The organism is Streptomyces herbicida (genome assembly GCF_032656585.1).
GTDB lineage: Bacteria > Actinomycetota > Actinomycetes > Streptomycetales > Streptomycetaceae > Streptomyces > Streptomyces herbicida.
Genome location: NZ_JAUYWJ010000023.1, coordinates 117,740 through 132,975 on the forward strand (window position 1 = coordinate 117,740; position 15,236 = coordinate 132,975).

General features: G+C 71.7%; 16 protein-coding genes, 1 other RNA gene and 3 pseudogenes. 11 read left to right on the forward strand and 9 right to left on the reverse strand.

Annotation, left to right across the window (positions count from 1 at the left end; translation table 11 throughout):
* Positions 1 to 234: 234 nt before the first annotated feature.
* Entirely contained in the window at positions 235 to 993 is a 759-nt protein-coding gene (locus Q8A52_RS37670) for an SDR family oxidoreductase (RefSeq protein WP_316760050.1), read from the forward strand.
* Between the two features lie 249 nt (positions 994 to 1,242).
* On the opposite strand, the gene Q8A52_RS37675 is transcribed toward Q8A52_RS37670, so the two are convergent.
* Complete coding sequence (locus Q8A52_RS37675; protein ID WP_316760051.1) at positions 1,243 to 2,442, reverse strand: D-alanyl-D-alanine carboxypeptidase family protein; 1,200 nt, start codon at positions 2,440 to 2,442, stop codon at positions 1,243 to 1,245.
* A 200-nt stretch (positions 2,443 to 2,642) separates the two neighbouring features.
* On the opposite strand from Q8A52_RS37675, the gene Q8A52_RS37680 reads away from it, so the two are divergent.
* Positions 2,643 to 4,097 (forward strand): ABC transporter permease, encoded by a 1,455-nt coding sequence (locus Q8A52_RS37680; protein ID WP_316760054.1) that lies wholly within the window; start codon positions 2,643 to 2,645, stop codon positions 4,095 to 4,097.
* A 132-nt stretch (positions 4,098 to 4,229) separates the two neighbouring features.
* Positions 4,230 to 5,000, forward strand: coding sequence for an ABC transporter ATP-binding protein (locus tag Q8A52_RS37685; RefSeq protein ID WP_316760057.1), 771 nt, complete (start codon positions 4,230 to 4,232; stop codon positions 4,998 to 5,000).
* 24 nt (positions 5,001 to 5,024) lie between these two features.
* Here Q8A52_RS37685 and Q8A52_RS37690 read toward each other — a convergent pair.
* Both Q8A52_RS37690 and Q8A52_RS37695 read right to left on the reverse strand, forming a co-directional pair.
* Positions 5,025 to 5,617: pseudogene (locus Q8A52_RS37690) on the reverse strand (aldo/keto reductase); the annotation flags it as partial.
* Positions 5,618 to 5,847: 230 nt separating this feature from the next.
* On the reverse strand, positions 5,848 to 6,174 hold the full coding sequence (locus tag Q8A52_RS37695) for a nuclear transport factor 2 family protein (RefSeq protein WP_316760060.1): 327 nt from the start codon (positions 6,172 to 6,174) through the stop codon (positions 5,848 to 5,850).
* A gap of 141 nt (positions 6,175 to 6,315) precedes the next feature.
* Here Q8A52_RS37695 and Q8A52_RS37700 point away from each other — a divergent pair, with 141 nt between their 5' ends.
* Both Q8A52_RS37700 and Q8A52_RS37705 read left to right on the forward strand, forming a co-directional pair.
* The gene (locus Q8A52_RS37700; RefSeq protein WP_316760063.1) at positions 6,316 to 6,861 is read left to right on the forward strand and encodes a DoxX family membrane protein; all 546 of its coding nucleotides are present in this window, start codon (positions 6,316 to 6,318) and stop codon (positions 6,859 to 6,861) included.
* Between the two features lie 39 nt (positions 6,862 to 6,900).
* The gene (locus Q8A52_RS37705) at positions 6,901 to 7,290 is read left to right on the forward strand and encodes a MazG-like family protein (RefSeq protein WP_316760065.1); all 390 of its coding nucleotides are present in this window, start codon (positions 6,901 to 6,903) and stop codon (positions 7,288 to 7,290) included.
* Positions 7,291 to 7,323: 33 nt separating this feature from the next.
* Here the strand turns inward: Q8A52_RS37705 and Q8A52_RS37710 are convergent, their stop codons facing one another.
* Positions 7,324 to 7,725, reverse strand: a complete 402-nt coding sequence (locus tag Q8A52_RS37710) for a DUF2867 domain-containing protein (RefSeq protein WP_316760067.1) — start codon at positions 7,723 to 7,725, stop codon at positions 7,324 to 7,326.
* 51 nt (positions 7,726 to 7,776) lie between these two features.
* Between Q8A52_RS37710 and Q8A52_RS37715 the strand changes: the two genes are divergently transcribed.
* Positions 7,777 to 8,418, forward strand: coding sequence for a TetR/AcrR family transcriptional regulator (locus Q8A52_RS37715; protein WP_316760069.1), 642 nt, complete (start codon positions 7,777 to 7,779; stop codon positions 8,416 to 8,418).
* Here Q8A52_RS37715 and Q8A52_RS37720 read toward each other — a convergent pair.
* The gene (locus Q8A52_RS37720) at positions 8,393 to 8,596 is read right to left on the reverse strand and encodes a helix-turn-helix domain-containing protein (RefSeq protein ID WP_408649323.1); all 204 of its coding nucleotides are present in this window, start codon (positions 8,594 to 8,596) and stop codon (positions 8,393 to 8,395) included. The genes Q8A52_RS37715 and Q8A52_RS37720 overlap by 26 nt on opposite strands.
* On the opposite strand from Q8A52_RS37720, the gene Q8A52_RS37725 reads away from it, so the two are divergent.
* Together Q8A52_RS37725 and Q8A52_RS49285 are read left to right on the forward strand one after the other, a co-directional pair.
* Complete coding sequence (locus Q8A52_RS37725) at positions 8,571 to 8,810, forward strand: thioredoxin domain-containing protein (protein ID WP_316760071.1); 240 nt, start codon at positions 8,571 to 8,573, stop codon at positions 8,808 to 8,810. The genes Q8A52_RS37720 and Q8A52_RS37725 overlap by 26 nt on opposite strands.
* Positions 8,807 to 9,117, forward strand: a pseudogene (locus Q8A52_RS49285) (SDR family NAD(P)-dependent oxidoreductase); the annotation flags it as partial. The gene Q8A52_RS37725 and the pseudogene Q8A52_RS49285, both read left to right, overlap by 4 nt.
* Positions 9,118 to 9,219: 102 nt before the next feature.
* On the opposite strand, the gene rnpB reads toward Q8A52_RS49285, so the two are convergent.
* The 3 genes and pseudogenes from rnpB to Q8A52_RS37755 all read right to left on the reverse strand — a co-directional run bounded on the left by rnpB (position 9,220) and on the right by Q8A52_RS37755 (position 11,361).
* Positions 9,220 to 9,622, reverse strand: an RNA gene (rnpB, locus tag Q8A52_RS37740) — RNase P RNA component class A.
* A gap of 115 nt (positions 9,623 to 9,737) precedes the next feature.
* A pseudogene (locus Q8A52_RS49290) lies at positions 9,738 to 10,517 on the reverse strand (DMT family transporter); the annotation flags it as partial.
* Positions 10,518 to 10,536: 19 nt separating this feature from the next.
* The gene (locus Q8A52_RS37755; RefSeq protein ID WP_316760080.1) at positions 10,537 to 11,361 is read right to left on the reverse strand and encodes an AraC family transcriptional regulator; all 825 of its coding nucleotides are present in this window, start codon (positions 11,359 to 11,361) and stop codon (positions 10,537 to 10,539) included.
* 184 nt (positions 11,362 to 11,545) lie between these two features.
* Between Q8A52_RS37755 and Q8A52_RS37760 the strand changes: the two genes are divergently transcribed.
* Together Q8A52_RS37760 and Q8A52_RS37765 are read left to right on the forward strand one after the other, a co-directional pair.
* Positions 11,546 to 12,295 carry a MerR family transcriptional regulator gene (locus Q8A52_RS37760; protein ID WP_316760081.1) on the forward strand — a complete coding sequence of 250 codons (750 nt, stop codon included), beginning with the start codon at positions 11,546 to 11,548 and terminating at the stop codon, positions 12,293 to 12,295.
* A complete protein-coding gene (locus tag Q8A52_RS37765; protein WP_316760084.1) occupies positions 12,292 to 12,903 on the forward strand; it encodes a hypothetical protein in 612 nt (203 codons plus the stop codon). Before Q8A52_RS37760 ends, Q8A52_RS37765 begins: the two co-directional genes overlap by 4 nt.
* Here Q8A52_RS37765 and Q8A52_RS37770 read toward each other — a convergent pair.
* The gene (locus Q8A52_RS37770) at positions 12,848 to 14,317 is read right to left on the reverse strand and encodes an RNB domain-containing ribonuclease (protein ID WP_316760087.1); all 1,470 of its coding nucleotides are present in this window, start codon (positions 14,315 to 14,317) and stop codon (positions 12,848 to 12,850) included. The genes Q8A52_RS37765 and Q8A52_RS37770 overlap by 56 nt on opposite strands.
* 76 nt (positions 14,318 to 14,393) lie before the next feature.
* On the opposite strand from Q8A52_RS37770, the gene yaaA reads away from it, so the two are divergent.
* Entirely contained in the window at positions 14,394 to 15,176 is a 783-nt protein-coding gene (gene yaaA / locus Q8A52_RS37775; RefSeq protein ID WP_316760089.1) for a peroxide stress protein YaaA, read from the forward strand.
* Positions 15,177 to 15,236: the final 60 nt, after the last annotated feature.

Genomic DNA, 15,236 nt, shown 5'->3' on the forward strand with positions numbered 1-15,236 from the left:
CAATCGTTTCGATTGAATCGGCACCCATGCTCTCAGCTCGTACGCAGTGCCGAGGGTCACATGAGCGAGGGGCGGCGCGGAGAGCGCTGCTCTCCTGGGAGAGCGGGGCTCTCGCCCCGGTGCACTGCTCCGTCGTCGGCGGTACGCCGACGCCACCCGAGGCCGCGTCGCGCGGCAACCGTATGGCGGACAAGTGATTCCGCATCGCGGACGCGGCGCCTACGCTGCGGTGCCATGACTGACAAGGAATCGAGGATCGCGGTGGTGACCGGTGCCGGATCCGGTATCGGGCGCGCGGTCGCCGCGGAACTGATGCACGCCGGCTGGTCGGTGGCACTGGCCGGGCGGCGCACGGAGAAGCTGGCGGGGACGGCGGCACTGGTGCCCGACGGCGAGTCGCTCGCCGTACGCACCGATGTCGCGAACCCCGACGACGTCACGGCCCTCTTCGCCGCCGTGCGCGACCGGTTCGGGCGGGTCGACCTGCTCTTCAACAACGCGGGCACCTTCGGACCCGGCGGGGTGCCCGTGGAGGATCTGCCCTTCGAGGCCTGGCGGCACGTGGTGGACACCAACCTCAACGGGGCGTTCCTGTGCGCGCAGGCGGCGTACCGGCAGATGAAGGAGCAGAAGCCCCAGGGCGGCAGGATCATCAACAACGGCTCGGTCTCCGCCCATACGCCCCGACCTCACTCGGCCGCCTACACCGCGACCAAGCACGCACTGACCGGCCTCACCAAGTCGCTGTCGCTGGACGGGCGGCCGTACGGCATCGCCGTCGGGCAGATCGACATCGGCAACGCCTCCACCGCCATGACGGCGCGGATGCAGACGGGCGCGCTGCAGGCGAACGGCGAGATGGCACCGGAACCGGTGATGGACGTGGCCGACGTGGCACGCACCGTGCGGCACATGGCCGAGCTGCCGCTCGAGGCGAATGTGCAGTTCGCGACGGTTCTGGCGACGGCGATGCCCTACGTGGGACGGGGCTGAGCGCCCCCACGCTCCGTCAACTCCCCAACCTGCACAAGCGGAATTTGAACATCCGCGGTATTGCGGCCGGTAGCGGGCTTATGCTCAACTTCCTCCACAAGAACTTCACACTTGGACCATCCAGGTTCCGCCGACCACACCGAGGGGGGAGGCGGCAGCCGTTCCACCGGACCGGGTTGGGGGTGGACCTCGCGTGGGACCGCGGGGTGCGCACCGGTGGGTGGAACGGCTGCCGCGTAGGCCGGCTTCTCAGCCCCGGCCGGCGCTCTCCGTGTCCGTCTTCCCCGCATGCTTCCCTTTGGTCTTCCCCGCGGTCTTCCTCACCCAGCGCCGCCGCAGTGTCCACGCCCCGGCCCCCAGCAGCGCCGCCGTGCCTGCGCCGCCTTCCAGCAGACGCCAGGTCGACGGGCGCCCGGTCGCCGAGCCGGACGCGCCCGCGGCGGCCCGGGCCGATTTCGGCTCCGAGGCGGCGCCCACCTTCGCCCCGCCCTCGCTCAGCGGCTCGACCAGCGTGCCCACCGACTGCGCCGAACTCCCCACGCCGAAGCCCCAGTCGAGCAGCGCGGCGGTCTCCTCGTAGACGGCGTTGCTGCCGGTGGCGGGGTGCATCACGGTGACCAGCAGGGTGCGGCCGCCACGGCTGGCCGCACCCGTGAAGGTGTTGCCGGCATGGCTGGTGTAGCCGTTCTTCACACCGATCAGCCCCTTGTACGTGCCGAGGCCCCAGGCCCCCGTCAGCAGGCGGTCGGTGTTCTGGATCTGGAAGGTCTTCTTGCCGCCCGCCGGGAAGTCGGCGGTCCTGGTGCCGCAATAGCTGCGGAAGTCATCGTTCTTCAGCCCATGGCGGGCGAAAAGGGTCAGGTCGTAGGCCGAGGACAGCTGTCCCTCGTGGTCGAAGCCGTCGGGGCTGACCACATGGGTGTCCAGGGCCTGCAGGTCCTCGGCCTTGGCCTGCATCTCCGCGACCGTCTTCGCGACCCCGCCGTTCATATGGGCCAGCACATGCACCGCGTCGTTGCCGGAACGCAGGAACACACCCTGCCAGAGCTGCTCGACGGTGTAGGTGATGCCGGGCTTGACGCCGACGAGGCTGGAGCCGGACGGTATCCCGGCCAGGTCCGCGTCGGTGACCTTGTGCCGCTCGGTCCGCTCGAACTTCTCCAGCACGGTGTCCGCGAACAGCATCTTCAGCGTGGACGCGGGCGGGAGACGCAGGTGCGCGTTGAACGAGGCGAGCACCGCCCCGCTCTCGCCGTCGGCGATGAGCCAGGAGCGGGCGGTGAGCTTCTTGGGCAGACCGGCGGCGCCCCGCACCTGGATTCCGTCACGGGCCAGCCGGTCCCCGCCGATGATGGCCGTGGCGTAGGCGGGGGTGGCCGCGGACAGGGGCAGGGCGGCGGCCGTCAGACCGAGAGCGGCACGCCGGGTGAGCCGAGAAGAATCGCGCATCCCGGGACCGTACACCGCACTCAACAGCGGTTTCCTGGCAGGAGGCCCTCTACAGGCTAGGAATTTGCTGTCTTATGAAAATTTGATTCCACAGCCCGCTTTCTCAGCTCTGACACACGTTTTACTCAGTGCGCCGCAAAGGTTCCTCCCTAGCTTGTGGCCGCGCCCACAGCGGGCGCCAAGAACCTTCGAGGAACGGGATGTTTGGCATCTATCTCAAGCGCGAGCTGGGCCGCCGCAAGAAGGCGGCCCTGGTCATCGCACTGGGTCTGGCGCTCGGTATCGCGCTGGTCATCACCGTCAGCTCGGTGTCGGCCGGTATGACGCAGGCACAGGACAAAGTCCTGAAATCGCTCTATGGTCTCGGCACCGACATGACGGTCACCAAGGCACAATCCGCACCCAAGGCCGGTGGCGCGCAGGGCCCGAACTTCAAGTTCGACGCCAAATCGAGCTCGAAGTCCGCACAGAGCTCCGACCGTGTGATGACACAGGGCGGTCAGGCCCTGAAGTCCTCCCTCGTCGACAAGGTCTCCGCACAGAAGGGGGTGGCCGGCGCGGTCGGCGCCCTCTCCCTGAACGTCACCAAGGTCGACGGCTCCTTCACCCAGGGCAAGGCACAGAACTCCAGCGGCAGCGGCCAGGCCCAGGGCGGCCCGGGCGGGTCCAGCGGCGGCAGCGGCCAGCCGCAGGTGCAGGGCGGCGGCGCCAACTTCAACGTCAACAGCTACTCCGTGGCCGGCATCGACGTCACCCAACAGGAGCTCGGCCCGCTGGCCACGACGAAGATCACCTCGGGCAGGACGTTCACGGCCTCTCAGACCGACGCCAAGGTCGCGGTGGTCGGCAAGTCCTACGCCAAGTCGAAGAAGTACAAGGTCGGCTCGACCTTCAAGATCTCCGGCACCACGTACACGGTCATCGGCATCGCGACGCCCAGCAGCAGCGAGTCCGCCACCGACGTCTATCTGCCGCTGAAGCAGGCGCAGACACTGGCCGACGCCAAGAACAAGGTCACCACGATCTACGTCAAGGCCACCGACTCCCAGCAGATCTCCGCGGTGAAGAAGGAGATCCAGGCCAACATCTCCGGCACGACGGTCACCACCTCCTCCGACCTGGCGTCCACCGTCTCCGGTTCGCTGTCCACCGCCTCCAGCCTCGCCGCCGGCGTCGGCAAGTGGCTGTCCATCGCGGTGCTGGCAGCGGCCTTCCTGGTGGCCGCGCTGCTCACCTCCTCGGCCGTGTCCCGCCGGGTGCGCGAGTTCGGCACCCTGAAGGCTCTGGGTTGGCCCTCGCGCAGGGTGACCCGTCAGGTCGTCGGCGAGTCCCTGGTCAACGGCCTGATCGGCGGCGGCCTCGGCATCGCCCTGGGCCTCGCGGCCGCCTACACGATCACCGCGATCAGCCCGAAGCTGACCGCGCAGCTGGGCAACACCGGCGGCGGCCCCGGCGGCATGGGCGGCCCGGGCGGCGGCCCCGGCCGGCAGTCGACCGCGAGCAAGCTGGAGATCGCCCTGGCCGCGCCCGTCTCCATGACCACCATCGCGCTCGCGGTGGGCCTGGCGGTCACCGGCGGTCTGGTCGCCGGCGCCATGGGCGGCTGGCGCGCGTCCCGGATGCGCCCCGCCGACGCCCTGCGCAGCGTCTCGTGACACCCCTGAGCCAGGGAACACCACACCCCCCGAGCCGGGACACCCACTGAGCCCGGGGCGCCGCCCCCACTCCCCCCGGGACGCGGCGCCCCGCCCCCCTTCACCCACGCCTTCGCCATTCACGGAGCACCCATGTACAGACTCACCGGCGTCACCAAGCGCTACACCCGGGGCAAGGAGACGGTGGAGGCGCTGCGCGGCATCGACCTCACCATCGAGGACGGCGACCAGCTCGTCATCCAGGGCCCCACCGGCGGCGGCAAGTCCACCCTCCTCCAGATGATCGGCGGCCTGGACCGCCCCTGTGCCGGCAGCGTCGAGCTGGACGGCGTCGACCTCGCCACCATCAGCGAGGCCAAGCTGACCCGGCTGCGCGCCGAGAAGATCGGCATCATCTTCCAGGCGTTCAACCTCATCCCCACGCTGACCGCGCAGGAGAACGTGGAGACCGCACTGGTCCCCCTCGGCGTCAAGCCGGCCGAGCGCCGCGAGCGAGCGGCCGAGGCCCTGCGCTCGGTCGGCCTCGGCGAGCGCCTCGGTCATGTCCCGTCCGAGATGTCCGGCGGCCAGCAGCAGCGCGTCGCCATCGCCCGCGCGCTGGTCAAGAAGCCGAAGGTGCTGCTGGCCGACGAGCCCACCGGCAACCTCGACGAGGGCACCCGCGACGACATCATGGCCCTGCTGGAGGGCCTGTGGCGGAAGCACGGCCTCACCTTCGTCCTCGTCACCCACGACTCGTCGATCGCCCGTCGCGCCCCGCGCCTGGCCACCATCAAGGCCGGACAGATCACGCTCACCGAACAGGGCGGCGGACGGTACGCGCGGCAGGCCCAGGGCACGCAGCAGCGGGCGTACGACACCCAGCAGCAGCCGTACGTCCAGCACGGGGGCCAGGCCTACTGAGCCGCCCGCGCCCGTCGGGGCCGCTCACCTCCCGAGTATCCGGTCGGCCTCGGCCGGCTGCCCGGCGGTGAGCGGCCCCTTCGCGATCGCGCCCGCGTTCTGCTCCGCCTGGGCGACCGAGCGGAACCCCGGGATCGGCACGGTGCGCGAGCGCGCCCACAGCCAGGCGAGGGCGCCCTGGGCCGGCGTACGGCCGTCGCCGGTCAGGACGGAGCGCAGCGCGTCGACCCGGGCGAGCCACTCCGGGTCGGCACCGGAGGCGTCGCCGAATCCCTGGAGCCAGGCCGGGGGCCAGCTGCGGATGTCATCGGCTTCGAGCCCGCTGCGCCGCCTGCCGCCGAGCAGCCCCATGGCGAGGGGACTGCGGTTGATGCCGGCGAGCTCCAACTCCTCGCAGCGCGCCAGGAGTTGCGGTGCGTCCTGCACCACGTTCAGGGTGTGCTGGGCGGCCGTGCAGTGCTGCAGTGCTCACCCTGCGCGAAGACGGCGGCGCGTTCGGGGTCGTCGGTGCTCCAGGCGTACGCACGGATGAGCCCCTCACGGACGAACTCTCCGCACTCGTCACGGAGTTCGGCCGCTATGGCGGGATCGGCGTCGCAGATGTGCAGCTGGTGGAGATGAGCGCCTCCCCCAAGCTCTCAACTTCGTTCGAGCAGGGAGGTACCCCCATCGTCCGCGGTGCAGGGGCCCCCGTCCGCCGATCGCCAAGCAGCCGAAGCCGAGCGCGCTCACTTCGGTTCCGCTGCGTCCCGGAATCCTGGTGTTGGTCTCCATGGGCAGGGACGCCAGAAGTTGAAGTGCCCACGAACACAAGCGCTTTGGGGCGCTGGGGCGCTGGAGCCTTCTGTCAGGCCTGCCCGGTCTCGAAGCGGGAGATCCGCCCGTCGTCCTCGACGGTGAAGCTCCACTTGGTGCGCATCTCGCCCCAGGTGTCGTTGCTGTAGCGGGCGACGAGGGCGCGGCCGCCGCGGGTCTCCTTGTCGACCTCCATGTGACCGTGGGTGGAGAAGATCTCCCGGTCGATCCAGTCGGCGAGGTCGCGGTCGGAGCCGTCGTCGGACATCGTCGCGCCGGGGGCGAGGACCTGCAGGAAGCCCTCGCGGTCATGGGCGTTGACGGCGGTGACGAAGGCCCGGACGGCCGGATCGCTGAGTTTGGCTGGCTGAATCGTCATGCCAGCCAGGCTCACACCGCTCCCCCGGCCCCGCCACCCGAACGGCGCCCCGGACAGGCCGCCCAGGTGTGCCGGATGCGACGGTGGATACGCGGAGGGGACCTTGTTCCTGCTGTCTGCCTGCTCTGATGGGGAGTCACCGTGACCTGTTACGACCGACGTGATGTGGGCCTGCTGCTGCTCCGAATGGGTACCGGCGGGGTGCTCGCCGCCCACGGCGCGCAAAAGCTCCTCGGCTGGTTCGGCGGGGGTGGCATCGAGGGGACCGGCAAGTTCATGGAGTCCGTCGGCTACTCGCCCGGGAAGGCGAGCGCGATGGCGGCGGGGCTCGCGGAGGCGGGTGGCGGCACCCTGCTGGCGCTGGGCCTGGCCACACCGGCCGCGGGTGCGGCGGCGGCCGGCGCGATGGCGGGCGCGGCCGCCGTCCATGTGCCCAACGGCTTCTTCGCCGCGGAGGGCGGTTACGAGTACGCGGCGTCCCTCGGTCTGGCCGCGGCCGGCCTGGCCGTCACCGGCCCCGGCCGTCTCTCCCTCGACCATGTCCTGGGCCATGTCTTCGACCGCGGCTGGATGGTCCCGGCGGCCCTCGGCGTGACGGCGGCGGTCACGGCGGTGGTGGTGGGGACGCGGAACAGGCGGGTGCGGCAGCAGAAGGAGGGGGAACAGGAGTCGCTGTTCGACGAATAGCGGGTCAGCCGGGCAGCCGCCCCATGGCAGGCTGCCCGCATGACCGATGAGGGCACGCACACGACGGCACCCACCGATCCGCCCGACCTCTGGGCGTCCATCGACGATCTGTGGTCCTGGCTGGAGACGAACCGTCCGCACGGCGGGCAGGAGGGCATGCTGCTGCGCATGCTGAAGCTGTCGGAGGAGGTCGGCGAGGTCGCCGAGGCGGTGATCGGCGCGACGGGGCAGAACCCGCGCAAGGGCGTCACCCACACGTGGGAGGAGGTCCAGGGCGAGCTCTGCGACGTCGTGATCACCGCCCTGGTCGCCCTGCGCACACTGACGCCGGACACGCGCGAGGTCTTCAACCGGCATCTGACCCGGGTGACGGAGCGGTCGCTGGGGTCGGCCGCGCGGACCCCCGCCGCGCAGCCCCCCGCGACGTAACCCCTGTTACTCAGCCCTGCGCTGCGCGGCCTGTTACGCGGCCTTCTGCGCAGCGAGCGCGAGCTTGCGGTGGGTGCGGACCATCATGGCGCGGGCCATGAAGGGGTGCACGCGCTTCACGACACCCCAGTACAGCCGGGAGCGCCATGCGTTCGTCTTCACCGAGCTGCACAGGGTGACGTGCTTGTCGTCGATGACGATCGAGGCCCAGGCGTCCAGACCGGCCGTGCTCACATCCATGAGAGCCTCGCCGTCCTGCTGCGCCTTGATCGGGAAGGCATCCCGCAGGATGCCCGTCCAGGCCGCCGGATCGCGCGGCATTCCGGGCAGCAGCTCCATGGCGTACGCGTCCTGGTAGTCGGGCCGGTCCACCGCCGTCCTGATCAGCCGGGCGCCTTCGGGAAACCCCACGGCCACGGGCTTGTCCTTGAGCATGGCGTACCTCCATACGCTTGCGTATGGTCAACCATACGGTAGCGTATGGACATGGTGCAACGGCAGAAGGCGGAGCAGCGGCAGACCAGGAAGGCCCGGCTCAGCGCCCGCGACTGGGCGGATGCCGCGCTCGCCGCCATCGGGGAGGGCGGCGGACTCTCGGCGGTGGCGGTCGAGCCGCTCGCGGCCCGGCTCGGTGCCACGAAGGGCAGCTTCTACTGGCACTTCGACAACCGTGAGGCACTGATCGAGGCCGCGCTCGCCCGCTGGGTCGAGGCGGACACCGAGGAGATCATCGCGGCGGTGGAGACCGAGCCGGACCCGGAGCAACGCCTGCGCCGGCTGTTCACCGAGGTCACCAAGCCGGCCAGCGCCGATCCGCTCGAGGTCTCGCTGCTGGCCAGCGCCGACCACCCGCAGGTGGCCGCCGCGCTGAGACAGGTCACCGAGCGCCGGATCGGCTATCTGGCCGGGCTCTTCACCGAACTGGGCTTCGCCGAGGACGAGGCACGACGGCGCGCGCTGATGGCGTACAGCTTCTATCTGGGGCACGCCCAGCTCGGCCACGCCGTGCCGTACGTGCTGCCCTCGCCCGCGGAGTTCCCGGCGTATCTGGAGGCGACGATGGATGCGCTTCTTCGGCGTTCACAGCCGTATGAACAGCCGGTCATGCCCCGCTGGCCTCCGGTGTGAGCAGGCCCAGTTCGACGGCCTGCACGCCCGCCTGGAACCGGGAGACGGCGCCCAGCTCCTGCATCAGCTCGGCGACATGGCGGCGATAGGTGCGGACGGACAGACCGGGGCTCTGGGCCGCGGCCTCGTCGGTGTGGCCCGAGGTGAGGCAGATGAGCACCCGGCGGTGTGCTGCCACCGATCCGGCCGTCCGCGCCGAGGGCCTGGCCTCCATCGAACTCATCCACCGTGACGGCGTGTTCGGGATGCCGTACTTCATCGACGGTTTCGACAAGTACTGGGGCGTGGAGCGCCTCCCGGCCTTCGTCTCCCGCATCCGCGCCCAGCACCTGCCGCAGGAACTGGTCATGAGTGCCGCCGCGGACCAGGGACACGCGGGGGGCTGCGGTTGACCCGCCCGCGCTGGACCGCGGCCGACGTACCGGACCAGCAAGGCCGTACGGTCGTCATCACCGGCGCCAACAGCGGCCTCGGCTTCGAAACGGCGCGGGTGCTGGCGGAGCGCGGCGCCACGGTCGTCCTCGCCTGCCGGACCCGGACCGGGTGGCGGCGGCCGAGGCCCGCATCACGGCCGCGGCCGCCGGGGCGAGGGTCGCGGTCCAGCACCTGGACCTCGCGTCCCTCGCCTCGGTCCACCGGGCGGCCGAGGCCCTGCGCGCGAACCACCCCCGGATCGACCTGCTGATCAACAACGCGGGCCGCTCCCACGACGCGGAGGCGCAGCAACGCCTGTGAGAGGAGTCGGAACGGCTGACCGGGATCATTTGTCCCGGGTGAAACCCCAGTTCAGGGGCATAGAGGCAGACGAGTCGGGCTGTACGCCGGGTTCTGTTCCCCGGGTTCCTCGCGGAGCCCGGGGCGACGGCCATCCATCTAGGGCCGGCGTTGCCGTCGGCCTCGTGCGGTCTACCCGCGGACTCGGGCGGGCAGCCCTCGAACGTCCGCGCAGAAACACCGGGGTGTTTCCTTTTGACCTTGCTCCGGGTGGGGTTTACCTAGCTGCCCAGGTCACCCTGGGCACTGGTGGTCTCTTACACCACCGTTTCACCCTTACCCAGCGCCTGAGCGCCGGGCGGTTTGCTTTCTGTGGCACTGTCCCGTGGGTCGCCCCAGGTGGCCGTTAGCCACCACCCTGCCCTGTGGAGCCCGGACGTTCCTCGGGAAGCCCCCTAAGGGGACTCCACGCGGCCGTCCGCCCGGCTCGTCTGCCGTGTCGACCATGTTAGCGGGCGCGCCGGACTCTTCGGCGCCGCGGCCGTGGCCAGCACCGAGCCCGCCAGGATCAGGGTGAAGGCCACGATGATGCCGGCCGTCAGCGGCTCGTCCAGGAACAGGGCGCCCGCCGCCACCGCGACCGCCGGATTGACGTACGTGATCACCGTCGCCCGGGTCGGGCCCGCCTCCTTGATCAGTTCGAGGAAGGCCACGAAGGCGACCGCGGTGCAGATGACGCCGAGGCCCGCGAGAGCGGCCAGGACCTGGGCGGAGGGGACCTCGGAGGGCCAGGTGGCGGCGGCCGCGGGGGCGTAGACCAGGGCGGCCAGGGCCAGGCAGGGGGCCGTGAGCTGGAGGGTCGGGACGTCCTTGAGGCGGCGGGCGGCTATCAGGGGTGCCGTCGCGTAGCCCAGCACCGTCAGGAACACCTCGACCAGTGAGCGGGCGTCGCCGCCGGTGAGGTGGGGGATCGTGAGCACCGCGACGCCGGCGAGGCCGAGGCCCAGGCCGGTGACCCGGCGGATTCCCAGGCGTTCCGTCTCGCCGAAGAAGCGGGCCAGGACCACACCGACGATCGGGACGCCCGCGATCAGCAGACCCGCCGTGGAGCTGGACAGATGGCGTTCGGCGTCGGTGAGGGTGAACCAGGGACCCATGATCTCGATGCACGCGAAGGCCAGCATGGGGCGCCAGTGGGTACGGACGGTGCGCGTCAGGCCGCCCTGGCGCAGCGCGAAGGGGAGCAGAAGCAGCGCGCCCAGCGCGCAGCGTGTGAAGACCACCATCGACGGGGACACCGCGTCCACCGCCACCTTGATCATCAGATAGGGGATGCCCCAGACCACTCCCATCAGGGAGAACAGGAACCAGCCGCGTGCAGTCATACGGCGAGTTTCCGCCGTCTCACCACCTGGTGTCTTGAACGCTGTTGCGGTACGCCGCCGGGGTCACCCCCAGCACCCGGCGGAACCAGCGGGTGAGGTGCGCCTGGTCCGCGAAACCCACCAGGGGCGCCACCTCGGCCGGGCGCAGGCCCGACTCCAGCAGGGTGCGGGCCCGGGTCACCCGGTACTGGGCGAGCCAGGCGTAGGGAGGCATGCCCATCGTCGTACGGAACGCGCGCAGGAGCTGGTAGCGGGACAGGCCCAGGTCGGTGGCCAGGGCGGCCAGCGAGGGCGGCTCCAGCAGTTCGTCGGCCAGGCGGTCGCGGACCGTCAGCGCTATGCGGTTCGCGCCCGGGAGGCGGTCCGACATCGGTCTCGCCGTGGAGTGACGGCGGGCCAGGGCCGTGAGCAGCCACGGGAGGCGGGCCTCGGCCTCCAGGGGGTCGGGGCAGCGGGCGAGTTCGGTGTGGGCGACCCGGAACGCGGCGGCCAGTTCGGGGTCGTCGACGAGCGGTTCACGGAAGTGCGGAAGGCCGCCCAGGATGCCGTCGGCCAGCAGGGCGGGGTCGGCGTACAGGGCGCGGTAGGCGTAGCCGTCCGTGGGTGTGGCGGGGCCGCCCGTGTGCACCTCGCCGGGGGCCAGTACGACGATGGAGCCCGGACCGGTGCGGATGTGGCCGCCGCGGTAGTCGATCACCTCGGAGCCGCCGACGCAGACGCCGATGGTGAACTCGTCGTGGGCGTGCGGGGCGTAGACGTGTTTGTCGAAGCGGGCCGTCAGGAGGTCGAGCCGGGGTCCGCAGCGCCCCAACCTCGCTCTCGTCCATCGCGCCTGCTCCGGCATGTGACACCCCCTTGTGTGCTCCGCGTGCTTCCCCAGGGTGCAACGCATCCGGGGCCGGTTTCCATGCCGGGCAGCGGGCCCGCGCCCACGGGTACGGCGACCGGGTGGACGTCGTCAGCGCTGGTCCGGCGCACCGGCCGTTCGCGCTTGACCCTGCCGCGACGTCAACGTCTGTACTGATCCCATGCGGATCGGAGAACTCGCCGCCGCCGTGGGCGTCACCACGCGCACCGTGCGGCACTACCACCACCTGAGCCTGCTGCCCGAGCCCGAGCGCCAGGCCAACGGCTACCGCAGCTACACCCTGCGGCACGCCGTCGTACTCGCCCGGATCCGGCGGCTGACCGAGCTGGGGCTCGGCCTGGCCGAGGTGCGGGACGTGCTCGCGGAGGACGCCGGCAAGGACCTCGTCGAGGTGCTGACCGAACTCGACGAGGACCTGGCCCGGCAGGAGAAGGAGATCCGGGAGCGCCGGGCCCGGTTGCGGGCGCTGCTGGACGCGGGTGAGCCGACCGCCCACGATCCCGTCTCCCCCGAACTGGCCGCGCTGCTCGCCGGGATGGCGCCGGCGTCCGACTCCCCCATGGCCGCGAAGGACCGCGAGATCCTCGCGCTGATCGACACCGGGGCACCCGCGCGGGAGAAGGAACGGATGCTGTCCGCCCTGCGCGGTCTCATGGACGACCCGGACGCCCTGGCCCGGGCCCAGGAGGCATACGCGCTGCTCGACGGGCTGGCGGACGCCGACCCGGACGACCCACGCGTGGCGGAGGCGGCCCGTTCCCTCGCCGCCTGCATCCCGCGGGATCTGCTGCCCGAGGAACAGATCTCTCACGAGGCTGCGGTCCTCCGCGCCGTCTACGCCGACCTGGCCCCCGCCCAGGCGGAGGCGATCCGGCGCGCCCTGCGGATCCTCGCCGGTGGACGGCCATGAGAACCGTGTACGCGCTCGCCCGTCACGAGGTGCGGCTGCTCGCGAGTCTGTGGCTGTGGGTGGCCCGGCGCAGCCACGGGACGGACGCGGGCCGGGGGTTCGGGTACGCGCGGGGGCAGGGTGCGACGACGGCCGGGTTCGCCGTCGTGTGCGTGCTCGAGACGTTCACCATGTCCGTGCTGCTGCGCGACTGGCCGACGGCGCACCGGGTGGTGCTGGTCCTGGACGGCTACACCGTGGTGCTGGTCGTGGCCCTGCACGCGGCGTCCGTGGTCCGTCCGCACGTCCTGACGGCGGATGCGCTGCGGGTCCGCCACGGGGTGCGTGTCGATCTGCGCATACCGCTGGAGCGGATCACGGCCGTACGGCGCGAGACCCGCTCCACCCACGAGGGCACCGACACCCGCGAACTGAACATCGCGGTCGGCGCCCAGACCTCCGTCACCGTCGAGCTGGACCGGCCCCTCACCCATGTCACCCTCCTCGGCCGTCGCCGCGAGCTGACGGTGGTCCGTCTGCACGCCGACGAGGCCGACCGTCTCGTACGGGCCCTCAGGCAGGCGCGAACAGCACCTTCGCCGTTCCCGGATCCGCCCGCACCAGCCTGACCCGCAGCCGCTCCCCGAGCGGGAGGCGGGCGCCCTCGATCCGGCCGATGACGGCGGGCGATGCCAACTGGACGGTCCCCACGGTGGGCCGGTGCTCGTCCACGTCGACCACGCACCCGTCGAAGACGTCCCCGACCCGGTCCGTCAGCAGCGCGGCCTCGACGATGTCGACGCACTCCCGCTCCACGGTGGCCGCGCGCCGGGAGCCCTCGGCCATCCACCGGGGCAGCTCGTCGAGCGCGGCGAGCACCCAGTCCGGCGAGGTCTGTCCGGCGGCGGCCGCGAGGCAGATCTCGGTGGCGTAGCGGTCCGCGAGGCGGCGCAGCGGGGCCGTGCAGTGGGCGTAGGGGGCGGCGACGGCGGCATGTGTGGTGATGGCGGGCAGGACGCCGTTCCGGAAAACCGTGTAGCCCGCGCCGCGCAGCAGGGTCGTGCACTCCTGGAGGAAGGCCGCGTGCTCGGGGCGGTGCGGGTCCAGGGAGCGGATCAGCGCCGCGTAGGACACGTGGTGCGGCCAGTCGATGCGCAGGGCGTGCGCGGTACGGCGCAGCCGGGCCACATCCCCCACTCTCGGCTTCGCTCGAGCGGGGGGACCCCCATCGTCCGGGGCGGCCGGGAGGGTGCGCAGGACGCCGGTCCCGTGGGCCAGCATCACTTCGGCCGCCGCCATGCCGGTGAGCAGCGAGAGCTGGGCGTTCCACGCCTCGGCGGGGAGGGGGGCCCGGTAGGCCGGGGCGTAGCTGTGGTCGCGTCGGACGATCTCCTGCTCGGGGACCTGGAGCGAGATGCCGCCGCGCGTGGCCTCCAGCCGCTCGCGGGCCTCGCCGATCTCCTTGAGCAGCGCGACCGGCACCTCGGCCGTCCCGGTGTCGATCTGCTTCTGCACGCCCTCGTAGTCGAACCTGGCGCGGCTGCGGACCAGGGCCCGGCGGACGTCGACGGCCCGCTGACGGCCGTCCGCGTCGAGGTCGACGGTCCACAGGACGGCCGGGCGGTCCCGGTCCGGGAGCAGGCTCGCGGCGCCGTCGCCGAGGACGCTCGGGTGCAGCGGGACCTTGCCGTCCGGGAAGTAGAGGGTGGTGGCGCGCCGGTGGGTCTCCGCGTCGAGCTCTCCGCCGGGTACGACGAAGGCGGCGACGTCGGCGATGGCGTACCGGACGCGGTGGCCGCCGTCCCACCGGGACAGATGGATCGCCTGGTCGAGGTCGGTGGAGCCGGGCGGGTCGATGGTGAAGAAGGGGATGTCGGTGGCGTCGTACGACGACGGGGCGGGGGCCTTCGCGGCCCGCTCGGCCTCGGCTAGCACCTCGGCCGGGAAGTTCCGGGGAACTCCCAGTGCGGCACGGAGCGCGGTGAAGGCGGCCCGGAGAGGGGCTTCGGGGGTGCCGGTCACGCTGATGTGGCGGCGGGGCATGAGTCGAGCGTAGGGCGGGGGCGGGCGGGTGGCACGCCGTACGCTGGCGCGGAACAGCTCTATCGAAGGAGTACGTGTGCTCGTCCTGCTGCCTCCCTCCGAAGGCAAGGCGTCCTCGGGCCGTGGCGCCCCCCTGAAGCTGGAGTCGCTGTCCCTGCCGGGGCTCAACAGCGCCCGTGCAGCCGTGCTCGGCGAGCTCGGCGAGCTGTGCGCCGGTGACCAGGACAAGGCGCGCGAGGTGCTCGGGCTGAGCGAGGGGCTGCGGGGCGAGATCGCGAAGAACACGGAGCTGCGGACGGCCGGGGCCCGCCCGGCCGGGGAGATCTACACGGGTGTCCTGTACGACGCCCTCGGCCTGGCCTCCCTCGACACGGCCGCCAAGCGGCGCGCCGCGCGCTCGCTGCTGGTCTTCTCCGGCCTCTGGGGCGCCGTACGGGTGACGGACCGCATCCCCTCCTACCGCTGCTCGATGGGCGTGAAGCTGCCGGGCCTCGGGGCCCTGGGCACGCACTGGCGCACCGCCATGGCGCCGGTGCTCCCCGAGGTGGCCGGCAGCGGCCTCGTCCTCGACCTGCGCTCCTCCGCGTACACGGCCGCCTGGAAGCCGAAGGGCGAGGTCGCCGGGCGGACCGCGACCGTGCGGGTGCTGCACGCCCCGACCCGGAAGGTCGTCAGCCACTTCAACAAGGCGACGAAGGGGCGGATCGTGCGGAGCCTGCTGTCGTCGGGCTCCGCGCCCGAGAGCCCGGCCCGGCTGATCGAGGCGTTGCGCGATCTCGGGTACGTCGTGGAGGCGGAGGCGCCCGCGAAGGCCGGGCAGGCCTGGTCGCTGGACGTGCTGGTGGCGGAGATTCACTGACCCGAGCCGCCCTCCCCGGCAGGGCGTTGCAGCATGCGCAACGACCTTTGCGCATGCTGT

Bases quoted from the DNA above. Each gene is read 5' to 3' on its own strand.
- Q8A52_RS37670 (WP_316760050.1), top strand. From the start codon at position 235: ATGACTGACAAGGAATCGAGGATCGCGGTGGTGACCGGTGCCGGATCC.
- Q8A52_RS37675 (WP_316760051.1), bottom strand. From the start codon at position 2,442: ATGCGCGATTCTTCTCGGCTCACCCGGCGTGCCGCTCTCGGTCTGACG.
- Q8A52_RS37680 (WP_316760054.1), top strand. From the start codon at position 2,643: ATGTTTGGCATCTATCTCAAGCGCGAGCTGGGCCGCCGCAAGAAGGCG.
- Q8A52_RS37685 (WP_316760057.1), top strand. From the start codon at position 4,230: ATGTACAGACTCACCGGCGTCACCAAGCGCTACACCCGGGGCAAGGAG.
- Q8A52_RS37695 (WP_316760060.1), bottom strand. From the start codon at position 6,174: ATGACGATTCAGCCAGCCAAACTCAGCGATCCGGCCGTCCGGGCCTTC.
- Q8A52_RS37705 (WP_316760065.1), top strand. From the start codon at position 6,901: ATGACCGATGAGGGCACGCACACGACGGCACCCACCGATCCGCCCGAC.
- Q8A52_RS37710 (WP_316760067.1), bottom strand. From the start codon at position 7,725: ATGCTCAAGGACAAGCCCGTGGCCGTGGGGTTTCCCGAAGGCGCCCGG.
- Q8A52_RS37715 (WP_316760069.1), top strand. From the start codon at position 7,777: ATGGTGCAACGGCAGAAGGCGGAGCAGCGGCAGACCAGGAAGGCCCGG.
- Q8A52_RS37725 (WP_316760071.1), top strand. From the start codon at position 8,571: ATGAGCACCCGGCGGTGTGCTGCCACCGATCCGGCCGTCCGCGCCGAG.
- Q8A52_RS37755 (WP_316760080.1), bottom strand. From the start codon at position 11,361: ATGCCGGAGCAGGCGCGATGGACGAGAGCGAGGTTGGGGCGCTGCGGA.
- Q8A52_RS37760 (WP_316760081.1), top strand. From the start codon at position 11,546: ATGCGGATCGGAGAACTCGCCGCCGCCGTGGGCGTCACCACGCGCACC.
- Q8A52_RS37765 (WP_316760084.1), top strand. From the start codon at position 12,292: ATGAGAACCGTGTACGCGCTCGCCCGTCACGAGGTGCGGCTGCTCGCG.
- Q8A52_RS37770 (WP_316760087.1), bottom strand. From the start codon at position 14,317: ATGCCCCGCCGCCACATCAGCGTGACCGGCACCCCCGAAGCCCCTCTC.